The 21,987-nt window shown below is 69.8% G+C and carries 17 protein-coding genes and 2 pseudogenes; 13 read left to right on the plus strand and 6 right to left on the minus strand.

Annotated features, from left to right (window positions below; all coding sequences use genetic code 11):
* Nucleotides 1-26: 26 nt before the first annotated feature.
* The gene (locus tag OG226_RS43020; RefSeq protein ID WP_328684982.1) at nucleotides 27-923 is read right to left on the minus strand and encodes an endonuclease/exonuclease/phosphatase family protein; all 897 of its coding nucleotides are present in this window, start codon (nucleotides 921-923) and stop codon (nucleotides 27-29) included.
* Between the two features lie 185 nt (nucleotides 924-1,108).
* Here OG226_RS43020 and OG226_RS43025 point away from each other — a divergent pair, with 185 nt between their 5' ends.
* The 4 genes and pseudogenes from OG226_RS43025 to OG226_RS43040 all read left to right on the plus strand — a co-directional run bounded on the left by OG226_RS43025 (nucleotide 1,109) and on the right by OG226_RS43040 (nucleotide 6,742).
* Nucleotides 1,109-2,413 (plus strand): DUF6986 family protein, encoded by a 1,305-nt coding sequence (locus OG226_RS43025; RefSeq protein ID WP_329352127.1) that lies wholly within the window; start codon nucleotides 1,109-1,111, stop codon nucleotides 2,411-2,413.
* Nucleotides 2,414-2,643: 230 nt separating this feature from the next.
* Nucleotides 2,644-3,855, plus strand: a complete 1,212-nt coding sequence (locus tag OG226_RS43030; RefSeq protein ID WP_329352128.1) for an RNA-guided endonuclease InsQ/TnpB family protein — start codon at nucleotides 2,644-2,646, stop codon at nucleotides 3,853-3,855.
* A gap of 19 nt (nucleotides 3,856-3,874) precedes the next feature.
* A pseudogene (locus OG226_RS43035) lies at nucleotides 3,875-5,137 on the plus strand (serine/threonine-protein kinase); the annotation flags it as partial.
* Nucleotides 5,138-6,052: 915 nt separating this feature from the next.
* Nucleotides 6,053-6,742, plus strand: coding sequence for a hypothetical protein (locus tag OG226_RS43040; protein WP_329353761.1), 690 nt, complete (start codon nucleotides 6,053-6,055; stop codon nucleotides 6,740-6,742).
* On the opposite strand, the gene OG226_RS43045 is transcribed toward OG226_RS43040, so the two are convergent.
* Both OG226_RS43045 and OG226_RS43050 read right to left on the minus strand, forming a co-directional pair.
* On the minus strand, nucleotides 6,688-7,533 hold the full coding sequence (locus tag OG226_RS43045; RefSeq protein WP_329352129.1) for a hypothetical protein: 846 nt from the start codon (nucleotides 7,531-7,533) through the stop codon (nucleotides 6,688-6,690). The two genes, OG226_RS43040 and OG226_RS43045, sit on opposite strands and share 55 nt — an antisense overlap.
* Before the next feature lie 19 nt (nucleotides 7,534-7,552).
* A complete protein-coding gene (locus OG226_RS43050) occupies nucleotides 7,553-8,590 on the minus strand; it encodes a LacI family DNA-binding transcriptional regulator (protein WP_328684986.1) in 1,038 nt (345 codons plus the stop codon).
* Nucleotides 8,591-8,795: 205 nt separating this feature from the next.
* On the opposite strand from OG226_RS43050, the gene OG226_RS43055 reads away from it, so the two are divergent.
* The gene (locus tag OG226_RS43055) at nucleotides 8,796-9,749 is read left to right on the plus strand and encodes an ROK family protein (protein ID WP_328684987.1); all 954 of its coding nucleotides are present in this window, start codon (nucleotides 8,796-8,798) and stop codon (nucleotides 9,747-9,749) included.
* Between the two features lie 98 nt (nucleotides 9,750-9,847).
* Here OG226_RS43055 and OG226_RS43060 read toward each other — a convergent pair whose 3' ends face one another.
* Nucleotides 9,848-11,869, minus strand: coding sequence for an NPCBM/NEW2 domain-containing protein (locus OG226_RS43060; RefSeq protein ID WP_328684988.1), 2,022 nt, complete (start codon nucleotides 11,867-11,869; stop codon nucleotides 9,848-9,850).
* 197 nt (nucleotides 11,870-12,066) lie between these two features.
* On the opposite strand from OG226_RS43060, the gene OG226_RS43065 reads away from it, so the two are divergent.
* The 8 genes from OG226_RS43065 to OG226_RS43100 all read left to right on the plus strand — a co-directional run bounded on the left by OG226_RS43065 (nucleotide 12,067) and on the right by OG226_RS43100 (nucleotide 20,715).
* The gene (locus tag OG226_RS43065) at nucleotides 12,067-13,038 is read left to right on the plus strand and encodes a TIGR01777 family oxidoreductase (RefSeq protein WP_328684989.1); all 972 of its coding nucleotides are present in this window, start codon (nucleotides 12,067-12,069) and stop codon (nucleotides 13,036-13,038) included.
* 30 nt (nucleotides 13,039-13,068) lie between these two features.
* Entirely contained in the window at nucleotides 13,069-13,263 is a 195-nt protein-coding gene (locus tag OG226_RS43070; RefSeq protein ID WP_019065142.1) for a hypothetical protein, read from the plus strand.
* 139 nt (nucleotides 13,264-13,402) lie between these two features.
* Nucleotides 13,403-14,446 (plus strand): NUDIX hydrolase, encoded by a 1,044-nt coding sequence (locus tag OG226_RS43075; RefSeq protein ID WP_328684990.1) that lies wholly within the window; start codon nucleotides 13,403-13,405, stop codon nucleotides 14,444-14,446.
* Between the two features lie 250 nt (nucleotides 14,447-14,696).
* Nucleotides 14,697-16,514: an ABC transporter family substrate-binding protein gene (locus tag OG226_RS43080; RefSeq protein WP_328684991.1), complete on the plus strand. Its 1,818-nt coding sequence runs from the start codon at nucleotides 14,697-14,699 to the stop codon at nucleotides 16,512-16,514.
* Between the two features lie 119 nt (nucleotides 16,515-16,633).
* A complete protein-coding gene (locus tag OG226_RS43085) occupies nucleotides 16,634-17,620 on the plus strand; it encodes an ABC transporter permease (RefSeq protein WP_328684992.1) in 987 nt (328 codons plus the stop codon).
* Nucleotides 17,613-18,533, plus strand: a complete 921-nt coding sequence (locus OG226_RS43090; RefSeq protein ID WP_328684993.1) for an ABC transporter permease — start codon at nucleotides 17,613-17,615, stop codon at nucleotides 18,531-18,533. Before OG226_RS43085 ends, OG226_RS43090 begins: the two co-directional genes overlap by 8 nt.
* 32 nt (nucleotides 18,534-18,565) lie before the next feature.
* Nucleotides 18,566-19,648, plus strand: a complete 1,083-nt coding sequence (locus tag OG226_RS43095) for an ABC transporter ATP-binding protein (RefSeq protein WP_328684994.1) — start codon at nucleotides 18,566-18,568, stop codon at nucleotides 19,646-19,648.
* A complete protein-coding gene (locus OG226_RS43100; protein WP_328684995.1) occupies nucleotides 19,645-20,715 on the plus strand; it encodes an ABC transporter ATP-binding protein in 1,071 nt (356 codons plus the stop codon). Before OG226_RS43095 ends, OG226_RS43100 begins: the two co-directional genes overlap by 4 nt.
* Here OG226_RS43100 and OG226_RS43105 read toward each other — a convergent pair.
* Both OG226_RS43105 and OG226_RS43110 read right to left on the minus strand, forming a co-directional pair.
* Nucleotides 20,712-21,743, minus strand: a complete 1,032-nt coding sequence (locus OG226_RS43105) for a protein kinase family protein (protein WP_328684996.1) — start codon at nucleotides 21,741-21,743, stop codon at nucleotides 20,712-20,714. The genes OG226_RS43100 and OG226_RS43105 overlap by 4 nt on opposite strands.
* A gap of 33 nt (nucleotides 21,744-21,776) precedes the next feature.
* Nucleotides 21,777-21,980, minus strand: a pseudogene (locus OG226_RS43110) (DUF1905 domain-containing protein); the annotation flags it as partial.
* Nucleotides 21,981-21,987: the final 7 nt, after the last annotated feature.

Consider the following 21,987-nt stretch of genomic DNA (forward strand, 5'->3'; position numbering starts at 1 on the left):
ACCCATGTGGTCGCGGGAGCCTTCGTTCATCCCAGGGTGATGGTGGACTGCACGGGCAGATGGTCGCTCGGGAACTGGCTGTTCTCGGAGAAGGTGTTGAGCGCCGTCCGGCGCACGGTGACTCCCGGGGAGACCAGGATCCAGTCGATGCGGGGACCTTCCGGCACGAGCGCGCGGTAGCCGTGGAAGCTGGCGTAGAGCTGCCCCCGCGCGGCTGCCGCGTCCCAGGTGTCCCTGAGGCCGGCGCCCGCGTCCAGCATCGTGGAGTAGACCGTGGTGGTGTACGCGGCGGTGTTGAAGTCGCCGGTCACCACGAGCGGCAGGGAACTGTCCAGGCGGGCGAGGCGTTCGGCGATGAGCGTGGCGGCACGCTCGCGTGCGTACTGACTCGCGTTGTCCAGATGGGTGTTGAGGACGTAGAACTGCCGTCCCCTGTCCCCGAGATCGCGGAACCGGATCCAGGTGGCGATGCGCGGGTGGTCGCCGCCCCAGGTGTTCGACCCGATCACCGCGGGCGTGTCGGAGAGCCAGAACTGGTCGTACTCGACAGGGGCGAGGCGGCGGGTGTCGTAGAAGATCGCCGTCTCCTCGTCGAAGCTGCCGCCCTTGCGGCCGCCGCCGATCCAGTCGTAGTGCGGGAGGTCCTGCTTGATGTCCTGGAGCTGCGCGTAGAGGCCCTCCTGGGTGCCGATGATGTCGGGGGCCGCGCGGAGCAGCAGGTCGCGCATCACCGGGCGGCGGACCTTCCAGCTGTTGGGCTCGTCGGTGCTCGCGTAGCGCAGGTTGAACGTCATGACGTCCAGCAGGCGGGTTTCCTTCCGGGCCGAGGCGGAGCGTGCGGTACCGATGAGCGGCAGCGCGATGGCGGCCGCCACCAGCGTGCTCAGCCCCGCGCGACGGGTGACCGTCCTGGCAGTCGACATGTGCGTCCCCTCCCCTTGGGAGTCAGGATGAAGGGGCGGGGCACTGGGCGGAAGAGGGCCTGGGGACGACAGTGAACGCGACGGGTTCACGGCGTGGACAGGGTGTTGACCGGCGGGAAGCTCCATGGATAACTTCGCTCTACGGATTGTTGATTCCGTAGAGCGGAAAACTGGAGGGTGTGGGCATGGGTCAGGGCGAGCAGGAGAAGGTGGCGACGAGCCTCGCGGGCGCGGTCAGCGAGGAGATCAGCGCCTCCCTGGCACCGGTCGACGCCGAACTGGAGCGCCGCTACCCCGGCGACCCCGGCACCCGCCAGCCCGTCCACACGGTCTACGTCCCCGGTGACGTCTTCGCCGCCGACACGATCCGCACCTGGGGCGACCGGGCACTGGCCGCCCTAGACGAACACGCCCCCGACGCGGCCTCCTTCGCCGCCGTCCTCGGCCTCTCCGACAAGCTCGCCGAACCCGTCCACGCGCGCGTGCGGGCCAAGTTGGAGCGCGAACCCATCGAGGACCTGCGCGTCGACTTCGAGGACGGCTACGGCCCCCGCCCCGACGCCGAGGAGGACGAGGCCGCCGCCCGAGCGGCCCGCCTGATCGCCGAGGCGTACGAGAACGGCACGGCGGCCCCGTACATGGGCATCCGTATGAAGTGCATGGAAGCGCCGGTACGCGACCGGGGCATCCGCACCCTCGACATCTTCCTCACCGGACTCATGGAGGCCGGCGGGCTGCCCGACGGCCTGGTCCTGACCCTCCCCAAGGTCACGTACGCCGAGCAGGTCACCGCGATGGTGCGCCTCCTGGAGGCCTTCGAGAAGGCACGTGGGCTGGAGCCGGGCCGGATCGGCTTCGAGATCCAGATCGAGACCAGCCAGTCCATCCTCGCCACCGACGGCACCGCCACCGTCGCCCGCATGATCCAGGCCGCCGAGGGCCGCGCCACCGGCCTGCACTACGGCACCTTCGACTACAGCGCCTGCCTCGGCGTCTCCGCCGCCTACCAGGCCAGCGACCACCCGGCCGCCGACCACGCCAAGGCGATCATGCAGGTCGCGGCTGCGGGCACGGGGGTGCGTGTCTCGGACGGCTCGACGAACGTCCTCCCGGTCGGCCCCACCGCGAAGGTCCACGACGCCTGGCGGCTGCACTACGGCCTCACCCGGCGCGCCCTGTCCCGCGCCTACTACCAGGGCTGGGACATGCACCCCGGCCACATCCCCACCCGCTACGCGGCCGTCTTCGCCTTCTACCGCGAGGGCTTCGAACAGGCCGCCGCGCGGCTCGCCCGCTACGCCAACCACGCCGGCGGCGACGTCATGGACGAGCCCGCCACCGCCAAGGCCCTCAGCGGCTACCTGCTGCGCGGCCTGGACTGTGGCGCGCTCGACATCGCCGAGGTGGCCAGGGCGACCGGGCTGACCCGGATGGACCTGGAGGGCTTCGCGTCGCCCCGACGGGGCGACCTGACGGCGTCCGCCAAGTAGCGGACCTGTCACAGGTGTTGGCGCCGGCTTCTGTTGTCACTGCCTCCCCGTAGGCTGTACGGCGTTCATCGGGGCCTTCCTTCGTTGATACCCCGGCCTTCAGGCCGGGGAGGAAACGAAGCTCCTGCGGAGCACGGCAGGAGGAGTCGGTTCGCCGCCGGGGCGGACCGGCGCCCACCGCCGACCGTCCGATACCCGCCTCTCACACGGGAGTTGATAGAGTGTGAGGTATGGCGGAGCAGGTTAAGCGGGCGTTCAGGTACCGCTTCTACCCCACGCACGAGCAGGCGGCGGAGCTGTCGCGCACGTTCGGCTGTGTCCGCTTGGTGTACAACAAGGCGCTGGAGGAGCGCACCCGGGCCTGGTACGGCGAGCAGCGCCGGCTCTCCTACGTGCAGTCGTCCGCCGCGCTCACCCAGTGGAAGAAGACCGAGGAACTGGCCTTCCTGGCGGAGGTGTCCTCGGTTCCGCTCCAGCAGGCGCTGCGTCATCTTCAGGCGGCGTTCGCCCACTTCTTTGCCAAGCGTGCGAAGTATCCGCGCTACAAGTCGCGGAAGAAGTCCCGTGCGTCGGCCGAGTACACTCGCAGCGCCCTCACCTGGCGCGAAGGACAGCTCACGCTGGCCAAGATGGCGGAGCCTTTGGACATCCGCTGGTCGCGCCCCCTGCCTGAAGGTGCGGAGCCGACCACGGCGAGCGTGTCCCGCGACGCGGCGGGCCGCTGGTTCGTGTCCCTGCTGTGCGAGGACTCCATCGCCCCGGCCCCTGCCATGAACACAGCGGTCGGCCTGGACGCCGGGATCACCTCCCTGGTGACCCTGTCCACCGGGGAGAAGATCGCCAATCCGAAGCACGAGCGGCGGGATCGTGCCCGTCTGGCCCGCGCGCAGCGGGAGCTGTCGCGCAAGGCCAAGGGCTCTGCGAACCGGGAAAAGGCCCGCCGCAAGGTGGCCCGCGTGCATGCGCGGATCGCTGACCGGCGCCGCGACTTCCTGCACAAACTGACCTCGCGCATCGTCCACGAGAACCAAGTGGTCGTGATCGAGGACCTGACCGTCCGCAACCTGCTGAAGAACGGCACGCTCGCGCGCGCCGTCTCCGATGCGGCCTGGACGGACCTGCGCTCCATGCTGGAGTACAAGTGTGCCTGGTACGGGCGTGAACTCGTCGTGATCGACCGCTTCTTCCCCAGCTCGAAGCTGTGCGGAAGCTGCGGCACGGTCCGCGGGAAACTGTCGCTGAACGTCCGTGAGTGGACGTGCGAGCACTGCGGCGCCGTGCATGACCGCGACGTGAACGCGGCACGCAACATCCTGGCCGCCGGGCTGGCGGCAGCAGCCTGTGGAGACGGTGTAAGACCTCAACGGGAGTCCTCCCGGACGGGGCAGTCGTCGGTGAAACAGGAACCCCAGCGGGCGACCGCTGGAATCCCCCGCCTTTAGGCGGGGGAGGAAGTCAAGGATGTGCCACAGGGACGGAGGGGCGGTGCCTTCGGGGGAGAGCGGACGCGTGGACGGGGTCGACCGGTTGCTGGCCGGGCGCTATCGCGTCGTGGCCAGACTCGGGCGCGGCGGCATGGGTGTGGTCTGGCGGGCCGTGGACGAGGTCCTCGGCCGTGAGGTCGCCGTCAAGGAACTGCGCACCTTCACCGACGCCCACGGACCCGAACTGGCCGACCTGCGCCTGCGGATGCAGCGCGAGGCGCGGGCGGCGGCGCGGGTCCGTCACCCCGGTGTCGTCGCCGTGCACGACATCGCCGAGGTCGACGGACGCCCGCTGATCGTCATGGAGCTGATCGACGGCCCCTCCCTGGACGACGTGCTGAGCGAGCGTGGCCCGATCGACCCGCGCGAGGCGGCCGGGATCGGCGCGAAGGTGATGGAGGCGCTGGCCGCGGCGCACGCCGTGGGCGTCCTGCACCGCGATGTGAAGCCCGGGAACATCCTGTTGGACCGCGCGGGCCGCGTCGTCCTCACGGACTTCGGCATCGCGACGATGGACGACCCGGGCGACGGCTCCGCCACGCACCTCACGCGGAGCGGTGAACTCATCGGCTCCCTGGACTACTTGGCGCCCGAACGTGCCCAGGGCGCGGACCCCGGCCCGGCGTCCGACGTCTGGGCCCTGGGTGCCACGCTGTACGCGGCGGTCGAGGGCACGTCCCCGTTCCGCCGCACGTCCACGTACTCCACCCTCACGGCGATCGTCTCCGAGCCTCTGCCGGAACCCCGGCGGGCGGGGCGACTTGGGCCCGTTCTGCGGCAACTGATGCAGAAGCGGGCGGAGTTGCGGCCCGGGGCAGATGTGGCGCGGGGGTTGTTGGAGGAGGTCGCGGGGGCGCCGGGGGTGGATCTGCCTACGGCGGTGTTGCGGGGGACGGCCGGGGGCGGAGGCGGGGTTCCTGCGGTGCCGTCGGGGTTCGGAGCGGTGGAGTCGTGGGGGAGTGCGGGGGCGGGGGCTCCGGGGGCGGAGGGGTCAACGGGGGCGCGGGCAGCTGGTGTTGGGGTTTCGGGGGCGGGTCTGGCAGACGCCGATCCCGATCCTGGGGCTGGGGTCCCGGGAGCGAATACCGCTGAGGCGACGGAGAGTGGGCAGGGCCTCGGGGCTGTGCAGCATGTGGCTCCGGCGGGGCAGGGGTTCGGCGGCGGCGGGCCAGCTGGAGGCGGTGGGCCGGGGGTGGGGACCGGTGGTTCGCCTGAGGAAGCGGGGCCGGAGGCGGCCGGGGCCGATGCTTCGGGGTGGTCCGGATCGGGAGGGGCAACATCGGGATCGGCAGGGCGACTTGGGGCACCCGCGTACGGGGCGGGTGCGGCAGGCGTGCCCGGTCCGGGAGGGTCGACATCGGGGTCGGCAGGGCGACTTGGGGCATCCGTGTACGGGCCGGGGTTCGGCATCGGCGAGCCGACCGGAGGCAGTGGCCCGGGGGCGAGGGCTGACGGTTCGCCTGAGGAAGCGGGGCCGGAGGCGGCCGGGGCCGATGCTTCGGGGTGGTCTGGATCGGGAGGGGCAACATCGGGGTCGGTAGGGCGACTTGGAGCATCCGCGTACGGGGCGGGTGCGGCAGGCGTGCCCGGTCCGGGAGGGGCAACATCGGGGTCGGCAGGGCGACTTGGGGCATCCGTGTACGGGCCGGGGTTCGGCATCGGCGAGCCGACCGGAGGCAGTGGCCCGGGGGCGAGGGCTGACGGTTCGCCTGAGGAAGCGGGGCCGGAGGCGGCCGGGGCCGATGCTTCGGGGTGGTCCGGATCGGGAGGGGCAACACCGGGATCGGCAGGGCGACTTGGGGCACCCGCGTACGGGCCGGGTGCGGCAGGTCTGACCGGACCGGGAGAGGCAACATGGGGATCGGCAGGGCCGCTTGGAGCACCCGCGTACGAGGCAGGTGCGGCAGGCGTGCCTGGGTCGGGAGGGGCAACACCCGGGTCCTCGCAGCCACTTGAGGCATCGGCGTACAGGTCTGCCGCGGTGGGACCTTACGGATCGGGGGACCAGGGCCCCGCCCCCGGTTCCTCGGAGCGGCCCTCGGCGGGAACCGTCCCGCCCACTTCCACGGCCCCTCCCGCATCCGTACCCCAAGGCTTCGGCCCGCCCATGCCCTTCGTAGCCTCTCCACCTCAGCCGTCCGCGCCCACCGGGCCCATGACCAGCCCAACCGCACCCCGAAGCAGGCGCAAGGCCCGCGTCGTGATAGCCGCCGCGGCCGTAGTCGCCGTCCTCGCCGGTGCCGGAGTGGTCGTGACTCGGATGGTCGACTCCGGGGACACCACGGTCACTTCGCAACCCAGCGCCTCGCCGTCGGCCGGCGGTGTCGGCCCCGCGTCGCCCGACGGTCGTAAGGACACTCACCCCTCGGCCGACGCCAAGCCCACCGGGCAGGGTGACGACGGGACCCGGGCGCCGACGCAGCAGCACACCGGCAAGGGGAAGAGCACGGCGGCGGAGCAAGACCCCACCGTCGTTTCGAGCAAGTCCACGTCCTCAGGCGGCGGAAGCACCGGCGGCGGCGCGCCCACGACGGGCGGAGCCGGCCCCAGTTCCAGCCCGGCCTCCGTGTGCCGGTCCATCGGCGGCGGCAAGTACAACTGCCAGGTGTGGCGCAGCGCCAAGTCCTACACCGCGTCCGGCACCGAAGTCGGAGTCCTCGGTGCGGGCACCAACTACTTCTTCTGCCAACAGAACCTGGGCCGCCGCGAGACGTACGGCCAGTGGACCAACGTCTGGTGGGCCAAGACGGACGACGACAGCGGCAACACCGACGTCTATGTCAGCGACGTCTACTTGAAGGGCGGGGACAACGACGAGCCGATCCCGGGACTGCCGGTCTGCTGAGGCCGTACCAGGCGTTCCAGGCCGGACACCGTCACCAGCCCCTCCTCCCGGAACAGTCGGGTGCCCCGCTCGCACAACTCCCGGTCCCCGCGAGCCCGTTCGCAGAACTCCGCCGGCGTCCGCCCGAACAACGCCCTCAACCTCGCCGAGCCACGCAGCAGTTCGGTGAGCAGTGCCCGCTCGCCCGGATGCCGGCGCGGTACGCCCGTGCCGTCGTGCAGGACACCATGCCGGTTGACGTAGACGTACGCGCCCCGCAACGACTCGCCCGAGTCCAGCTCGCAACGGAACTTGGGACCGGAACCGGGACCGGAAACAGAAGCGGAAACAGAACCTGAGCCGGGCAGCCATGCCCGGTCGTACGCCCGCTCGCTCGCGTCCACCACCGCGAGCTGCCACGTGTCGAACCACGTCACGAACAACTCCCGTACGACGCCGGGCGAGTTCACCGGCGAAGCCGACACGTACCCCACGCGGCTCACATGCGCGGAGACACCGACGTCGATCCCCGTGACCCGCACCTTCACCATCGGGACGGGAGACGTGATCCCGAACTCGGCCAGCTTGTGCCGCAGTTGGCCGGGGCAGGCGTTGGAGCCGATGGCGAGGACCGGCGTGCGGTTCTCGTACGTGGAGTGGTCGTCGTCGAGGGGCAACAACCGGTCCCCGACGAGGAGTCCGGACTCGGCAGGCCACGCGCCTGGGTAGGTCAACGGATCCTCGCGCGGCGCCCGAGCCAGCCCCAGCGCCTCCAACGTCCGGTCCACGCCGTCGTCCACACGCTCGCTCACGCCGGCGTCCCCACCCCGCTCAATCCGACGGCGGCAGCTCGCCCGACCCCCGAGTGATCAACCGGGTCGGCAGCTCGATGCGCTCCGGCGCGAGGAGCGTGCCGTCCAGCTGGCGGAAGAGGCGGTCGGCGGCCGTACGTCCGAGAGTCGCCGCGTCCTGCGCGACGACGGTCACGCCCGGCTGGAGCAGGTCGGCGAGTTCGAAGTCGTCGAAGCCCACCAGGGCGATCCGGCGGGACTGTTCGGCGAGGACGCGGACGACGGTGACCGTCACACGGTTGTTGCCGGCGAAGATCGCGGTGACGGGCGAGGGACCGGTCAGCATCTGCTCGGCCGCCCGGCGTACCCGGATCGGGTCGGTCACGCCGAGGGACATCCAGGCGTCCTCGACCGGTATGCCCGCGTCCTCCATCGCGGCCCGGTACCCGCGCAGTCGCTCGGCGGCGGTGTGGATGCGGGGCATGTCGCCGATGAAGCCGATGCGCCGGTGGCCGTGGGAGATGAGGTGGGTGACGCCGTCACGCGCGCCGCCGTAGCTGTCCGACAGGACGACATCCGCGTCGATCTTCCCGGCCGGGCGGTCCACGAACACCGTCGCGACGCCCGCCTTGATCTCCGGCTCCAGATAGCGGTGGTCGTCGCCGGCCGGGATCACCACGAGCCCGTCCACGCGCCGGGCGCACAGCGCGAGCACCAACTCCTGCTCACGGTCCGGGTCTTCGGCGCTGGAGCCGTTGATGAGCAGGGCGCCGTGGGCGCGGGCGACCTCTTCGACGGCGCGGCTCAGGGGGCCGTAGAACGGGTCGGCGAGGTCCTCCAGGACGAGGCCGATGCTGGCCGTGCGGCCCTTGCGCAGGACGCGGGCGCTGTCGTTGCGACGGAAGCCGAGGGCGTCGATGGCCTCCTGGACCCGGCGCTCGGTGTCCGGGGTGACGCCCGGTTCGCTGTTGACCACGCGCGAGACCGTTTTCAGGCCGACACCGGCGCGTGCGGCCACGTCCTTCATCGTGGGACGGTTGCCGTAGCGGTTCTCGGGGCGGCGGGCGGTCTCTGGCACGATGCGCTGTCCTGTCCTGTCGTCCACGGGGAATGCATAGGTCCATGGGTTTGTATGAGGATGTGGCGTCGAGCATAGAGCCTGGACAACGTTGTCATATGCGAGAGAGACTGTCCACCGATATCTCCGGCCTGCGCCCCCACCGCGAGACCGGCCCAACTCACCTTCTGGTGGTTCTCATGTTTGACGGGGAGATCTGACACTGATGCACACCGACCTCGTGGCCGCGCTCGACATCGGCGGCACCAAGATCGCCGGGGGGCTGGTGGACGGCCACGGCAAGATCCTGGTGCGAGCACAGCGCCCGACGCCCTCGCAGGACGACGGCGACACCGTGATGCGAGCCGTGGAGGAGGTGCTCGCGGAGCTCACCGCATCACCCTCGTGGTCCCGCGCGAGCGCCCTCGGCATCGGCAGCGCGGGTCCCGTGGACGCCTCCGCCGGCACCGTGAGCCCGGTCAACGTGCCCGGCTGGCGCGACTTTCCGCTCGTCGAGCGGGTGCGCGCGGCGGCCGGTGACCTGCCCGTCGAGCTGATCGGCGACGGCGTGGCGATCACGGCGGCCGAGCACTGGCAGGGCGCCGCGCGCGGGCACGCCAACGCGCTGTGCATGGTCGTCTCCACGGGAGTCGGCGGCGGCCTCGTCCTCAACGGGCAGCTGCATCCCGGGCCGACCGGCAACGCGGGCCACATCGGGCACATCAGCGTGGACCTGGACGGCGACGCCTGCCCGTGCGGTTCGCGTGGCTGTGTCGAGCGGATCGCCAGCGGTCCCAACATCGCCCGGCGGGCGGTCGAGGGCGGCTGGCGGCCGGGTCCGGACGGCGATGCCTCGGCCGCGGCCGTCGCCGCCGCCGCGCGTGCCGGTGACCCGATCGCCGTGTCCTCCTTCGAGCGGGCCGCGCAGGCCCTCGCCGCCGGTATCGCGGCCACCGCGACCCTCGTCGAGATCGACATCGCCGTGATCGGCGGGGGAGTCGGCAAGGCGGGCGACGTGCTGTTCACGCCGCTGCGCAAGGCGCTGAGCGACTACGCGACGCTGTCCTTCGTGCAACGGCTGACGGTGACGCCGGCTCAGATGGGTACGGACGCCGGGCTGGTGGGAGCGGCCGCGGCCGCGCTCGCCGGACAGGCGAGCACGGCCGCGGCCGTGGTGTGAGCGACCGGACGGACGAAACGTTCGTTCAGCGCCCTATGTCCTTGTTCCATAGGTGAGTCGGGCGTCGCTCGGACGAGTCGAGGTGTGATGTGCCGTGTTCAGCAGGTGAGTTGAGCGTCCGCCCAGTCCGCGTGGTCCGAGTCGATCCCGTCGCCGCCGTCGGTGACGACGAGTCGGACCACCTGGGCGCCGGTCACGTCCGCCGTGACCGGCTGGGCGGGCATCGCGTTGGTGAGGACGCCGGTCGAGGCGACCTTCGTGCCGTCCGCCCAGATCTCGAAGGCGACGGTCCCGTTGGTGCCCTTCTCGTCGTCCACACCGACGTCCGCGGTGACCTTCTCGCAGGCCTTCCCGGTGTAGTACTCGACGTCGCTCTCGGCGTGCACACCAAGTCCCTTGGCGTACACCACTCCACCGAGGGTGATCGGGTGGCCGTCCCCCGCCGCGCTCTCCCCGTTGCTGGTGTTGCGCTCAACGGGCCCCCATCCATTGGCGGTTGACATCCACGGAAGGTCACCGAGGTACGAGGTGCCCGCGGGCGGTGCCACCACCACGGACGCGGTGAACGGCAGGGTGCCGCTGACGCGCGCACCGCTCGGCGAGCGGTAACTCGCCTTGAGCGTCAGGTCGTACGATCCCGTCGGTGTCCCCGCCGGAGCGGTGACCGTCCACTTCGTGCGCAGCGCCCTGCCTGTCCGTACGGCCCTCGCGGTCGTCGACGACTTGGCCCGGATCTTCCAGCCCGCGGGCCCGGTCAGGCTCACGGAGACGTGCTCGGCGGTCGTACGGCCGAGGTCGGTGACCGTCGTCGTGAGCGGGGTCGGGGTGGCCGCCTGGACCAACGGGGCGCCGACCAGGCCGAGTTCGACGGCCGGCGGGTTCTTGAGCGCGTGCCGGTCGGCGGAGACCCGTACGAGGACCGTGCCGTGGGCCGGGACGGTCGCGGAGATCGCGCCCGCGGTGTTGTAGCTCTTGTGCTGCCACAGGTCGCGCAGGGTGTAGGCGCGGGCGCCGGGGAGGCCGACGGCCGCGGCGGTCGTGGCGATGCGCTGGGCGCCGCCGGTCTCGTTGAAGAGCGCGACCGTACGGCTGCCGTCCTTCATCTCCTTGGCGACGACCCAGCGTCCGCCCTCGGACGTGACAACGTTGCCCTGCTTGCCCAGCGGGTCCTGGTCGACCGCGATGACCTCCTTGTTGTCGAGGATGTCGAAGGTCGCGGGGGTCGCCGTGCGCAGGTCCGAGCCGATGAGGAGGGGCGCGGCCATGATCGACCACATGGAGAAGTGCGAGCGGTACTCGGTGTCCGTCATGCCGCCGTTGCCGACCTCCAGCATGTCGGGGTCGTTCCAGTGCCCGGGACCGGCGAAGGGGGCAAGTGGCAGGTTCTGCTTGAGGATCGAGAGCATCGAGCCCCAGTTGTCGCTGATGTCACCTGTCGTGCGCCACAGATGTCCGACGTCCGCGGCCCACTCCCAGGGCTTGTTCTCGCCCCACTCGCAGATGCTGAAGACGATCGGGCGCCCGGTCGCCTTCAGGGCGTCGCGCATCGTGTTGTAGCGCAACTTGGCGTCCACGCCCTGGTTGTTGCAGTTGTCGTACTTGAGGTAGTCCACGCCCCAGTCGGCGAACTGCTGCGCGTCGCTGTACTCGTGGCCCAGGCCGCCCGGGAATCCGGCGTCGTTGCACGTCTTCGTGCCGGCGCTGGTGTAGATGCCTAGCTTGAGCCCCTTGGAGTGCACGTAGTCCGCCACGGCCTTGATGCCGTGCGGGAAGCGGACCGGGTCGGGGACGAGCTTGCCGTCGGCGTCGCGGTTCGGCAGGGCCCAGCAGTCGTCGAGGTTGACGTACTGGTAACCGGCCGCCTTGAGGCCCTTGTCGACGAAGATGTCCGCGATGCCCTCGACCATCGACTCGTTGAACTCGGCACGGCAGTTGGTGGAGTTCCAGTTGTTGAAACCCATGGGAGGTGTGAGCGCCTGACCGTCGGCCAGGGCGGGGGAGAGGGGGTCCTGCGCGGGGGTCGCGACGGCGGGCGCGGCGAGGCCCGCCGTGCACAACAGCCCTGCGGCGAGGGCTCCGACCACTCTTCGGCGGGTCGTGCGGGTGTGAGGGTGACGCATCGTTACGTTCCTCCGGACTCGCGAAAGATGGGATCACTTCCTGTGCATGTCATGTGCGCGATTACGGTAGGACGTGTCGAACTCTGTTGGAAGAGTTGCGTATTTATTGTTCGACTTTCCATCGCGCATGTTTTGAACGCGTTCAACTTTCTGCGCTAGGCTCACTCCCGAGCAGTCCGATCGGAAGGGGGAGCCCGGTGAAGATCGTCATTCCCGGTGGCACGGGACAGGTGGGCGCGATCCTGGATCGCGCCCTGACCGAGGCCGGTCACGAGGTCGTCGTCCTGACCCGGCGGCCGTCGCGCGACCGCGAGGTGTGGTGGGACGGCGAGAACCCGGGCACCTGGGCCCGGGAGATCGACGGCAGCGACGTCGTCATCAACCTGGCAGGACGCAGCGTCAGTTGCCGCTACACCCCCGCCAACCTCAAGGCCATGATGGACTCGCGCGTGCACTCCACCCGGGTCGTCGGCGAGGCGATCGCCGCAGCCGCGCACCCGCCGCGCGTCTGGCTGCAGATGAGCACCGCCACCGTCTACGCCCACCGCTACGACGCCCCCAACGACGAGGCCACCGGCGCGATCGGCGGCGACGAACCCGACGTACCCGACTACTGGTCGTACAGCGTCGAGATCGCCAAGAACTGGGAACGCGCGCAGGAGCAGGCCGACACCCCGCACACCCGCAAGGTCGCCCTGCGCGCCGCCATGGTGATGAGCCCCGACCGGGGTGGTGTCTTCGACGTCCTGTCGGGGCTGGTCCGGCTCGGGCTCGGCGGGCCGGTCGCGGGTGGTGCCCAGTACGTCTCCTGGATCCACGACCAGGACTTCGTGCGTGCCGTCGAGTTCCTGATCGACCGGGACGACATCGTCGGACCGGTGAACCTCGCCGCCCCCGGACCGCTCCCGCAGCGCGCCTTCATGCGCGTCCTGCGCGCCGCCCGGGGTGTCCCCGTCGGGCTGCCCGCCACGAAGTGGATGGCGGAACTGGGCGCCTTCGCGCTGCGCTCGGACACCGAACTCCTGCTGAAGAGCCGCCGGGTCGTACCGGGACGGCTGTCGGCGGAGGGGTTCACCTTCGACCATCCGCGGTGGCCCGAAGCGGCCGTGGACCTCGTACGGCGGGCACGGCACGGGACGGGTTCCACCCGGCGGCCGGTTCGGGCGTGACCCCGGCGCGCTTCGTCAGTTGAACGGGGCATGAAGAAGCGCAGCATGCTGGCCATCGCCTCCCTCGCCACCGGTTTCGTCGTCGCCGCGATCTCCCCGTCGCACTCCCACGACCACGACGTGCTCGGCGATCTGAACGTCAAGGACACCGTGGGTGCCATGGATCACCTCGTGAGCGACGGCAGCTTCGCCGCCGACGAGGGAGTCCTGGGACAGAACAGCTGATACCCGTCGTAAGTGTGCGGCGCCGGTGCCTCGTCGGAGGGGGCACCGGCGCCGTCGTATATGCGCTCTCAACTGCGGCTGGTTTCCGTGGCAGGGTGGAACGGGCAAGCCTCAGGGGGCCAACAGAAGAGGGGGAACTGTGACCGTCGTCTGGATCAACGGCGCGTTCGGTGCGGGGAAGACGACCGCCGCACAAGAACTGGTGGACCTGATCCCGAACAGCACGCTCTTCGACCCCGAGGTCATCGGCGGAGCACTTCCGTATCTGCTCCCGCCCAAGCGCCTCGCGGAGGTCGGCGACTTCCAGGACCTGCCGATGTGGCGGCGGCTCGTGATCGACACGGCCGCGGCCATGCTCGCCGAACTGGGCGGGACCCTCGTCGTCCCGATGACCCTGCTGCGCCAGGAGTACCGGGACGAGATCTTCGGCGGTCTGGCGGCCCGCCGGGTCACGGTCCGGCATGTCCTTTTGGCTCCGGCGGAAACGATCCTGCGCGAGCGAATAGCCGGCCGGGAGGTCCCACCGGACCTCCCCGACGGCGAGATCCGGACCCGGCAGTGGGCGTACGACCACATCGAGTCGTACCGCGCCGCGCTCGGCTCCTGGCTCACCGCCGACGCCCATCTCGTCGACTCCAGCGCGCTCACCCCGTACGAGACGGCGGCCCGGATCGCCGGAGCCGTCGGCAGCGGTGCCGTGCCCGTGTGCGACATCGTGCAGACCCCGGAGCCCACCTCCGAGACCCTCGCGGCCGGAGTGCTCCTCTTCGACGAACAGGACCGCGTCCTGCTCGTCGACCCCACCTACAAGGCCGGCTGGGAGTTCCCCGGCGGCGTCGTCGAGTCCGGCGAGGCGCCCGCCCGGGCCGGCATGCGCGAGGTCACCGAGGAGACCGGCATCGTGCTCGACGAGGTACCCCGGCTGCTCGTCGTCGACTGGGAACCACCCGTACCGCCGGGCTACGGCGGCCTGCGCCTGCTCTTCGACGGCGGTCGGCTTGACGCCGCCGCGGCCGACCAACTGCTGCTGCCCGGGCCGGAGTTGCGCGGCTGGTGCTTCGCCAGCGAGGAGGAGGCCGCCGATCTTTTGCCGCCGGTCCGCTACGAGCGGCTGCGGTGGGCGCTCCGGGCCCGGGAACGCGGGGCCGCGCTCTATCTGGAGGCGGGCGTACCGATCGGCTGACGACCCGTCAATTTGCGGTCTGATCAACGATGTTGGACGTGACTTTGCCTTTTCCGGGACACCACCTGGCGATTTTGCGGGGTGCGGGTCATTCCGATAACAAAGCGAGGGTGAATTGTCGCCTTCCCGGTATGAACAAGAACGTGAAGAAGGTACATCGGAGCTCTAACGTCTTTGCGCAGCTCAGTTCTCTCGCGGCCGCCGGCCGCCTTGACGGGACCGGACCTTCCGCCGGTCGAAGGAGAGGAACATGCGCGCGCCATCCTCGGCCCTCACCCGGGCCCTCACACTCGCCGCCGGGCTCGCCCTGGTGCTCACCGCCTGCAGCAGCAGTGGCGGGGGCGGCGGCTCCGGCAAGAGCAGTTCGGCCGGGCTCACCTCCTGCAACACCGTGGGCAAGGCCAACACCTGCAACTCGGCCACCACCAAGTCCGGCGGAACGTTCACCTATGTGCTGGAGAAGAACATCCAGCAGTGGAACGTCCAGGACGTCAACGGCAACACCTTCGAGAACGGGGAGGCCCTGGAGGTCGTCCTGCCGCAGGTGTTCATCCCCCAGCCGGACTTCACCGTCGCCCTCAACACCGATCTGGTGACCTCGGCGACACAGACCAGCACCGGCCCGCAGACCATCGTCTACAAGATCAACCCGAAGGCGGCGTGGAACGACGGCACGCCCATCACCGCCGACGACTTCGTCTACTACTGGCGCACCAACAACGGCAAGGACTGCCCGCCGCCGCCCGCCAGCGACTCCACGCAGACCCACGGCTGTCTGCCGCAGAGCACCGCGGGCTACGACCGGATCAAGTCCCTCACCCCCTCCGACAACGGCAAGACCGTCACCATGGTGATGTCGAAGCCGTACTCCGACTGGAAGTCCCTGTTCGGCGCGGGCTATCCGCTCTACCCGGCCCAGACCGCGGAGAAGATCTCCGGCGCGAAGGTCGGTGACGCCGCCGCCATGACGGCCGCCCAGATGGCGCAGGCCTGGCAGTACTTCCTGAAGACGCCGCCCACCAAGTACCCCACGGCGGGCGCCTACAAGATGCAGCAGTGGGTCGACAACGACCACGCCACCTATGTGCCCGACCCCAAGTGGACCGGCGCGAAGAAGGCGACCCTCCAGCGGCTGATCTTCAAGGTGATCTCGGACGCCACCCAGGAGCCGACGGCCCTGAAGAACAACGAGGTCCAGGGCATCTACCCGCAGCCCGAGGTGGACCTGGTCAACCAGGTCAAGGACATCCCCGGCGTCACCTACACCATCGGCAACGGGCTGACCTGGGAGCACTTCGACCTCAACCTGCACAACCCGGTGATCGGCAAGTATCTGGCGCTGCGGCAGGCGATGTTCACCGCGATCAACATCAAGGACATCATCGCCAAGACGGTCGGCCAGTTCGACCCGGCCGTGAAGCCGCTCGGCAACCACAACTACGTTCCCGGGCAGGCCGGTTACAAGGACGTGGTCACCGCCACCGGCCAGGGATCGGGTGATCTGACCAAGGCCAAGAAGTACCTCACGGACGCCAAGTTCACCGGTGTGGGCACGGCGTTGAAGACACCCGACGGCAAGGCCGTCGGACCCTTCAACTGCCGCTACACGACCGGCAACCAGATCCGGCAGAGCGAGTGCCAGATCCTGCAGAGCAACCTGGCGAGCCTCGGCGTCAAGATCACCATCAAGCCGATCGGCGCCGCCGACCTCGGCACGGTCCTCGCCGGGCACCAGTACGACATCATCGTCTTCGCCTGGGTCGCGGCACCGTTCCCGAGCAGTGGTGCCCAGCAGAACTGGTTCACCGGCGGCGGCGGCAACTATGGCGGCTACAGCAACAAGACGGCCGACTCCCTGATCTCCCAGGCCGTGGGCGAGACGGACGCGACGAAGGCCGCGGCCCTCCTCAACCAGGCCGACCAGCTCATGGTGAACGACGCCTTCGTCCTGCCGCTCTACCAGAAGCCGACGTTCCTCGCGGTGCAGACGCGGTTCGTGAACATGCGCAACAACGCCACGAACGTGGGCCCGGCCTACAACACCGGCACATGGGGCCTGAAGCAGTAGCCCCACCACGTGAGGGAACAGCTCCACCGGCACCCCCGTCGAGCCCGGCCCCGGAGACACCGGGGCCGGGCCCGGCACGGACGGCATCTCCGATCCGCCGGCCTCCGAGAGAAGACCGCATGCTCGCCTACACCGTGCGCCGCATCCTCGTCTCCATCCCCGTCCTCATTATCTCGACGTTCATCGTGTTCCTCGTCGTCATCAACTCCGGTGACCCGGTGGCCAACTTCGCCACTTCACGGCAACCCGCGCCCAGCAAAGCGGCGGTGGCCGCCTTCGCCCGGCACATCCACGCCAACCAGCCGGTGATGGAACGCTATTGGAACTGGATCACCGGCGTCCTGCACGGCGACTTCGGCCCGTCCGTGCAGGCCAACCTGAACATCGGGCACGACCTGTTCACCCGGTTCAAGGTGACCATCACCCTGGTCGCCGCCGCGATGATCCTCGCGCTGATCATGGCCGTCGTGTTCGGCGTGTTCAGCGCGATCCGCCAGTACTCCGCCGCCGACTACACGATCACCTTCGTCGGCTTCCTGTTCCTCGCCATGCCCGTGTTCTGGTTCGCGGTCCTGCTCAAGCAGGCCGGGATCTGGTTCAACCAGAAGACCGGCAGCCAGTTCCTCGGCACCATCGGCGAGAAGTCGCCGTACCTCGAAGTCGACACCACCTGGAACCAGTTCACCGATCACGTGGGCCACCTCATCCTGCCCACCATCACCCTCGCGCTGGTCTCCTTCGCGTCCTGGACCCGCTACACCCGCGCCTCCATGCTGGAGGTCCTCAACAGCGACTACGTACGGCTGGCCCGAGCCAAGGGGCTGCGGCGCGGCAGGGTGATGACACGGCACGCGCTGCGCACTGCCCTCATCCCGCTCGCCACCGTCACCGCGCTCGACATCGCGATCATCCTGGGCGGCGCGGTGATCACGGAGACGATCTTCCAGTGGCACGGCATGGGCGAGATGCTGGTCCAGGCGGCGACCACGCTCGACGTCTACCGCACCATGGCCTGGCTGTTGCTCTCCGCCGTCATCGTCATCGGGTTCAACCTCATCGCCGATCTGCTCTACGCCGTACTCGACCCGAGGATCCGCTATGACTGACATCGAGGCACCGGGGTCCGCGGGCACGCAACTACCGCGCGGGGACCATGAGTTCACCGTACGACAGCGCACCCAGACCCAGCTGGTGCTGCGCCGCTTCGTGCGGCACCGGGCCGCGATGGTCAGCCTGGTCGTGTTCGTGCTGATCATCCTGTGGGCGTTCATCGGCCCGCACCTGTGGCACTACTCGTACCAGAAGTACACCGAGGACAACTCCAAACCCCCTTCCCTGAAGCACCCGTTCGGCACCGACTCCTCGGGCTACGACGGTTACGCCCAGGTCATGCGCGGCACCCAGACCTCGCTCAAGATCGCCATCATGATCGCGCTCGGCTCCACGCTGCTCGGCGCGATCTGGGGAGCCGTCGCCGGCTTCTACAAGGGCATCGTCGACGCGGTCATGATGCGCATCGCCGACCTGGTGCTGACGCTGCCCCTGTTCGCGATCGCGCTGGTCATCTCCTCGCGCACCGGCGGCTCCTGGTACTGGATCGCCATCGTGATCGCGGGACTCACCTGGGCGTACGTGGCCCGGGTGGTGCGCTCCTCGGTGCTGTCACTTCGCGAGAAGGAGTTCATCGAGGCGGCGCGGGCACTCGGCGCCTCGGACACCCGGATCATCTTCCGGCACCTGCTGCCGAACGCGCTCGGCCCGATCATCGTGAACGCGACGATCCTGGTGGCGACCGGCATCCTCACCGAGACCGCGCTCTCCTTCCTGGGCTTCGGCGTCCAACCCCCCGACACCTCGCTGGGGTTGCTGGTCTCCCAGGCGCAGACGGCGGTCGACACCCGGCCCTGGCTCTTCTACATCCCCGGCGCGTTCATCATCGCCATCGCGCTGACCATCAACTTCATCGGCGACGGACTGCGCGACGCCTTCGACCCCCGGCAGCAAAGGGTGCGACAGTGACGACCACGAGTCATGGAGTACGGGAGGTCCCCGTGACGTCCGCCGTGCTCGAAGTCGAGGACCTCAGCGTCGAGTTCGCCACCGAGGACGGACTGGTGCGGGCCGTACGCGGCGTCGGCTACCGACTCGACCGGGGCGAATCGCTCGGCATCGTCGGCGAGTCCGGGTCCGGGAAATCGGTCACCGCCCTCGCCGTGATGGGGCTGCTGCCGGCCGGCGCCAAGGTGCGCGGCTCGGTCCGCTTCGAGGGCACGGAACTGCTCGGGCTGTCCGACGCGCGCCTGTCCGACCTGCGCGGCAGCGGCATCGCGATGATCTTCCAGGACCCCATGACCTCCCTCAACCCCGTCTACGACGTCGGCTATCAGATCGGCGAGACCCTGCTCCGCCACAACCCCGAGATGAAGCACAAGGACGCCCGCAAACGCGCGGTCGAACTGCTCGGCACGGTCGGCATTCCCAGCCCCGAGCGGCGCGTCGACAGCTACCCGCACGAGATGTCGGGCGGCATGCGCCAGCGCGTCGTCATCGCCATCGCGATGGCCAACGACCCGGACGTGATCATCGCCGACGAGCCGACCACCGCCCTCGACGTCACCGTGCAGGCCCAGATCCTCGAAGCCCTGGAGACCGCCCGCGCCGAGACCGGGGCGGCGCTCGTCCTGATCACCCACGACCTGGGGGTGGTGGCGGGCCACACCGACCGGGTCGCGGTCATGTACGCGGGCCGGATCGTGGAGACCGGATCCGTCGAGGACATCTTCTACACCCCGCGCATGCCCTACACCCTGGGCCTGCTCGGCTCCCTGCCCCGCCTCGACCGCGAGGAGGCACGGCTCACCCCCATCACCGGATCACCGCCGAGCCTGCTCAACCTGCCACCGGGCTGCCCCTTCTCACCCCGGTGCCCCATGAGCCGGGACGTGTGCGACACCGACGAACCCGCCCTCCGCAGGGCCGGGGGCGACCTCCACCTCAGCGCCTGCCACTTCGCCGACGAACTCGTCGACACCGGCGCGGGCCAGGTCTTCGACGCCGTCGGCGCGGACACCGAGGCCCTGGCCCGCTTCGCCGACGCGGCCTCCACCACGAACCCCGAGGAGGACGCCGTATGACCGCGCCCGCGCAGGCCGCCACCCCCCTGCCGCCGCTGCCCGGGCACGGCGGCACCGGCGAACCGGTTCTCCAGGTAAGGGACTTGGTCAAACACTTCCCGGTCATGTCCAAGGGCGTCATCCGCCGCCGCGTCGGCGACGTGCACGCCGTGTGCGGGGTCTCGTTCGACCTGCACGAGAACGAAACCCTGGGCCTGGTGGGGGAGTCGGGCTCCGGCAAGACGACGATCTCCCGCACCGTCCTCGGCCTGGAACGCGCCACCTCGGGCCGGGTCCGCTACGGCGAACATGAACTCACCGAACTGAGCAGACGTCAGATGCGGCCGCTGCGGCGCGAGTTGCAGATCGTCTTCCAGGACCCGTACGCCTCCCTCGACCCGCGGATGACCGTCCACGAGATCGTCGCCGAGCCGCTGCGCATCCACGGCCGGTACGGATCCGGGGCGGCCGGTGAGGTGAGCGAACTCCTGCGCCTGGTCGGACTCAACCCGGAGCACGGCAACCGCTTCGCCCACGAGTTCTCCGGCGGTCAGCGCCAACGCATCGGCATAGCCCGTGCGTTGGCCCTGCACCCGAAGGTGATCATCCTCGACGAGCCGGTGTCGGCGCTCGACGTGTCGATCCAGGCGGGCGTCCTCAACCTGCTGATGGACCTGCAGAGCGAACTCAGCCTGTCCTTCCTCTTCGTCGCCCACGACCTGTCGGTGATGCGGCACGTGGCAGGCCGGGTTGCCGTCATGTACTTGGGACGCCTGGTCGAAATCGCCCCGGCCCGGCAGCTGTTCGCCCGCCCGGCACACCCGTACACCCAGGCCCTGGTCTCCGCCATCCCGCTGCCCGACCCGCGCAAGGAACGCGCCCGGAAGCGGATCACCATCCAGGGCGACGTCCCGAGCCCGGTCCGCCCGCCCAGCGGCTGCCGCTTCCGCACCCGCTGCCCCAAGTTCGCGAACCAACTCACCGACAGCGAACGGACGTCGTGCGTCGAGGAGATACCGGCGCTGGTGGACCGGGGTGGGGGTAACCCGGTCGCTTGTCACTATGCGGAGAGCGTGGAGCTGCTCTAGTCGAGGCCGAGTTCCTCGGCGGACGGGTACGGGGTCAGCCTGCTCTCCCGCTCGAAACGGAGGTTGAAGTCGCCGACGGTCGCACCGAGTCGGGCGTACCGGGTGATGAGCTCCGCGACGGCCTGGGGGATGCTCTCGGGCCGCTTGCCCTCGGCGCACGCGCGGATGAAGGCCTCGCGCTCGTCCCTGCCGTAGCCGTACTGGTCCACGACGAGCCAGTGCACCAGGTAGGAGAAGGCGTACGCGCGGTCGTAGTGCCGGTGGCGGTCGTGGAAGTCCCGTTCGTCCGGCGCGAGTTGGAAACGCGGGGAGAGGGCGAGGCCGTAGTCGGCGAGGTAGAGCCGCTGTCCGTCGGTGAGGATGTTCCCGAAGTGGACGTCGAAGTGCGTGAGTTGGTGCTCGTGGAGGAAGCCGGTGACGGCTTCCAGGCCCCGCTCCACGAGGGCGCAGGCGGTGTCGGGATCGTCGGTGCGCAGTTGCGCGGAGAGCCAGTCGTGGAGGGTGCGCGGCTGGTGTTCCATGAACAGGTTCAGGCTCGCGGACGCCGTGCGCAGGGCCTCGATGTGCTCACGGCCGCCGCCCCAGTAGGCCACGTTCCGCTCCACGTCGGCGAGTTCGTCGGGCAGTGGCTGTCCCGGGTCGGGCAGCACACGCCAGTGGTGGAGGAGCGGGAAGCCCGGGAAGCGGCCGGACACCACCCAGATGGTCGTCATCTCGTGGACGGCCAGCTCGCGCCAGACGCCGAAACCGGGGTTGGGGACCGCGCCGATGCCGTAGTGACAGTAGGCAGGCGCCCCGAACACGTTGGCCGTGGACCGGACGTTCTCCGGCCGCCGCTCGACATCGGTGAGCGGCATCCGCTTCACGAACACCCTTCTGCCGCCCACCTCTACCAGTGCCGAGCGACCGCCGACACTGGTGCCCAACGGCGTGCCGGTCTGGACCAGTTCGGCGAGTTCGTGGTCGGAGAGCAGGGCGAGAGACGTGGCGATGTCGCTGTGGGCGACGAGGCGTGAGGGGGGAGCCATGTCTCCCATCTTCGGTCAGCCGACCGGGAGTTGGAGACAACCGCCGTCCTTGGGGAAGAGTGACGTGGCGAACACCACGTCGCCGATCCTGGCCTCGACCGGGATGACACCCCAGCCGTACGAGGCCAGGGCGGCGACCTCGCGGATGTCCGCGGACTCCGCGTCCGGCAGGGGGACGAAGTAGTACGGCGAAGGGCCGCGCCACTCCACCACCCGGCCGGTGAAGACGAACCGCATGGTCACC

The organism is Streptomyces sp. NBC_01261 (genome assembly GCF_036226385.1).
Classification (GTDB): domain Bacteria; phylum Actinomycetota; class Actinomycetes; order Streptomycetales; family Streptomycetaceae; genus Streptomyces.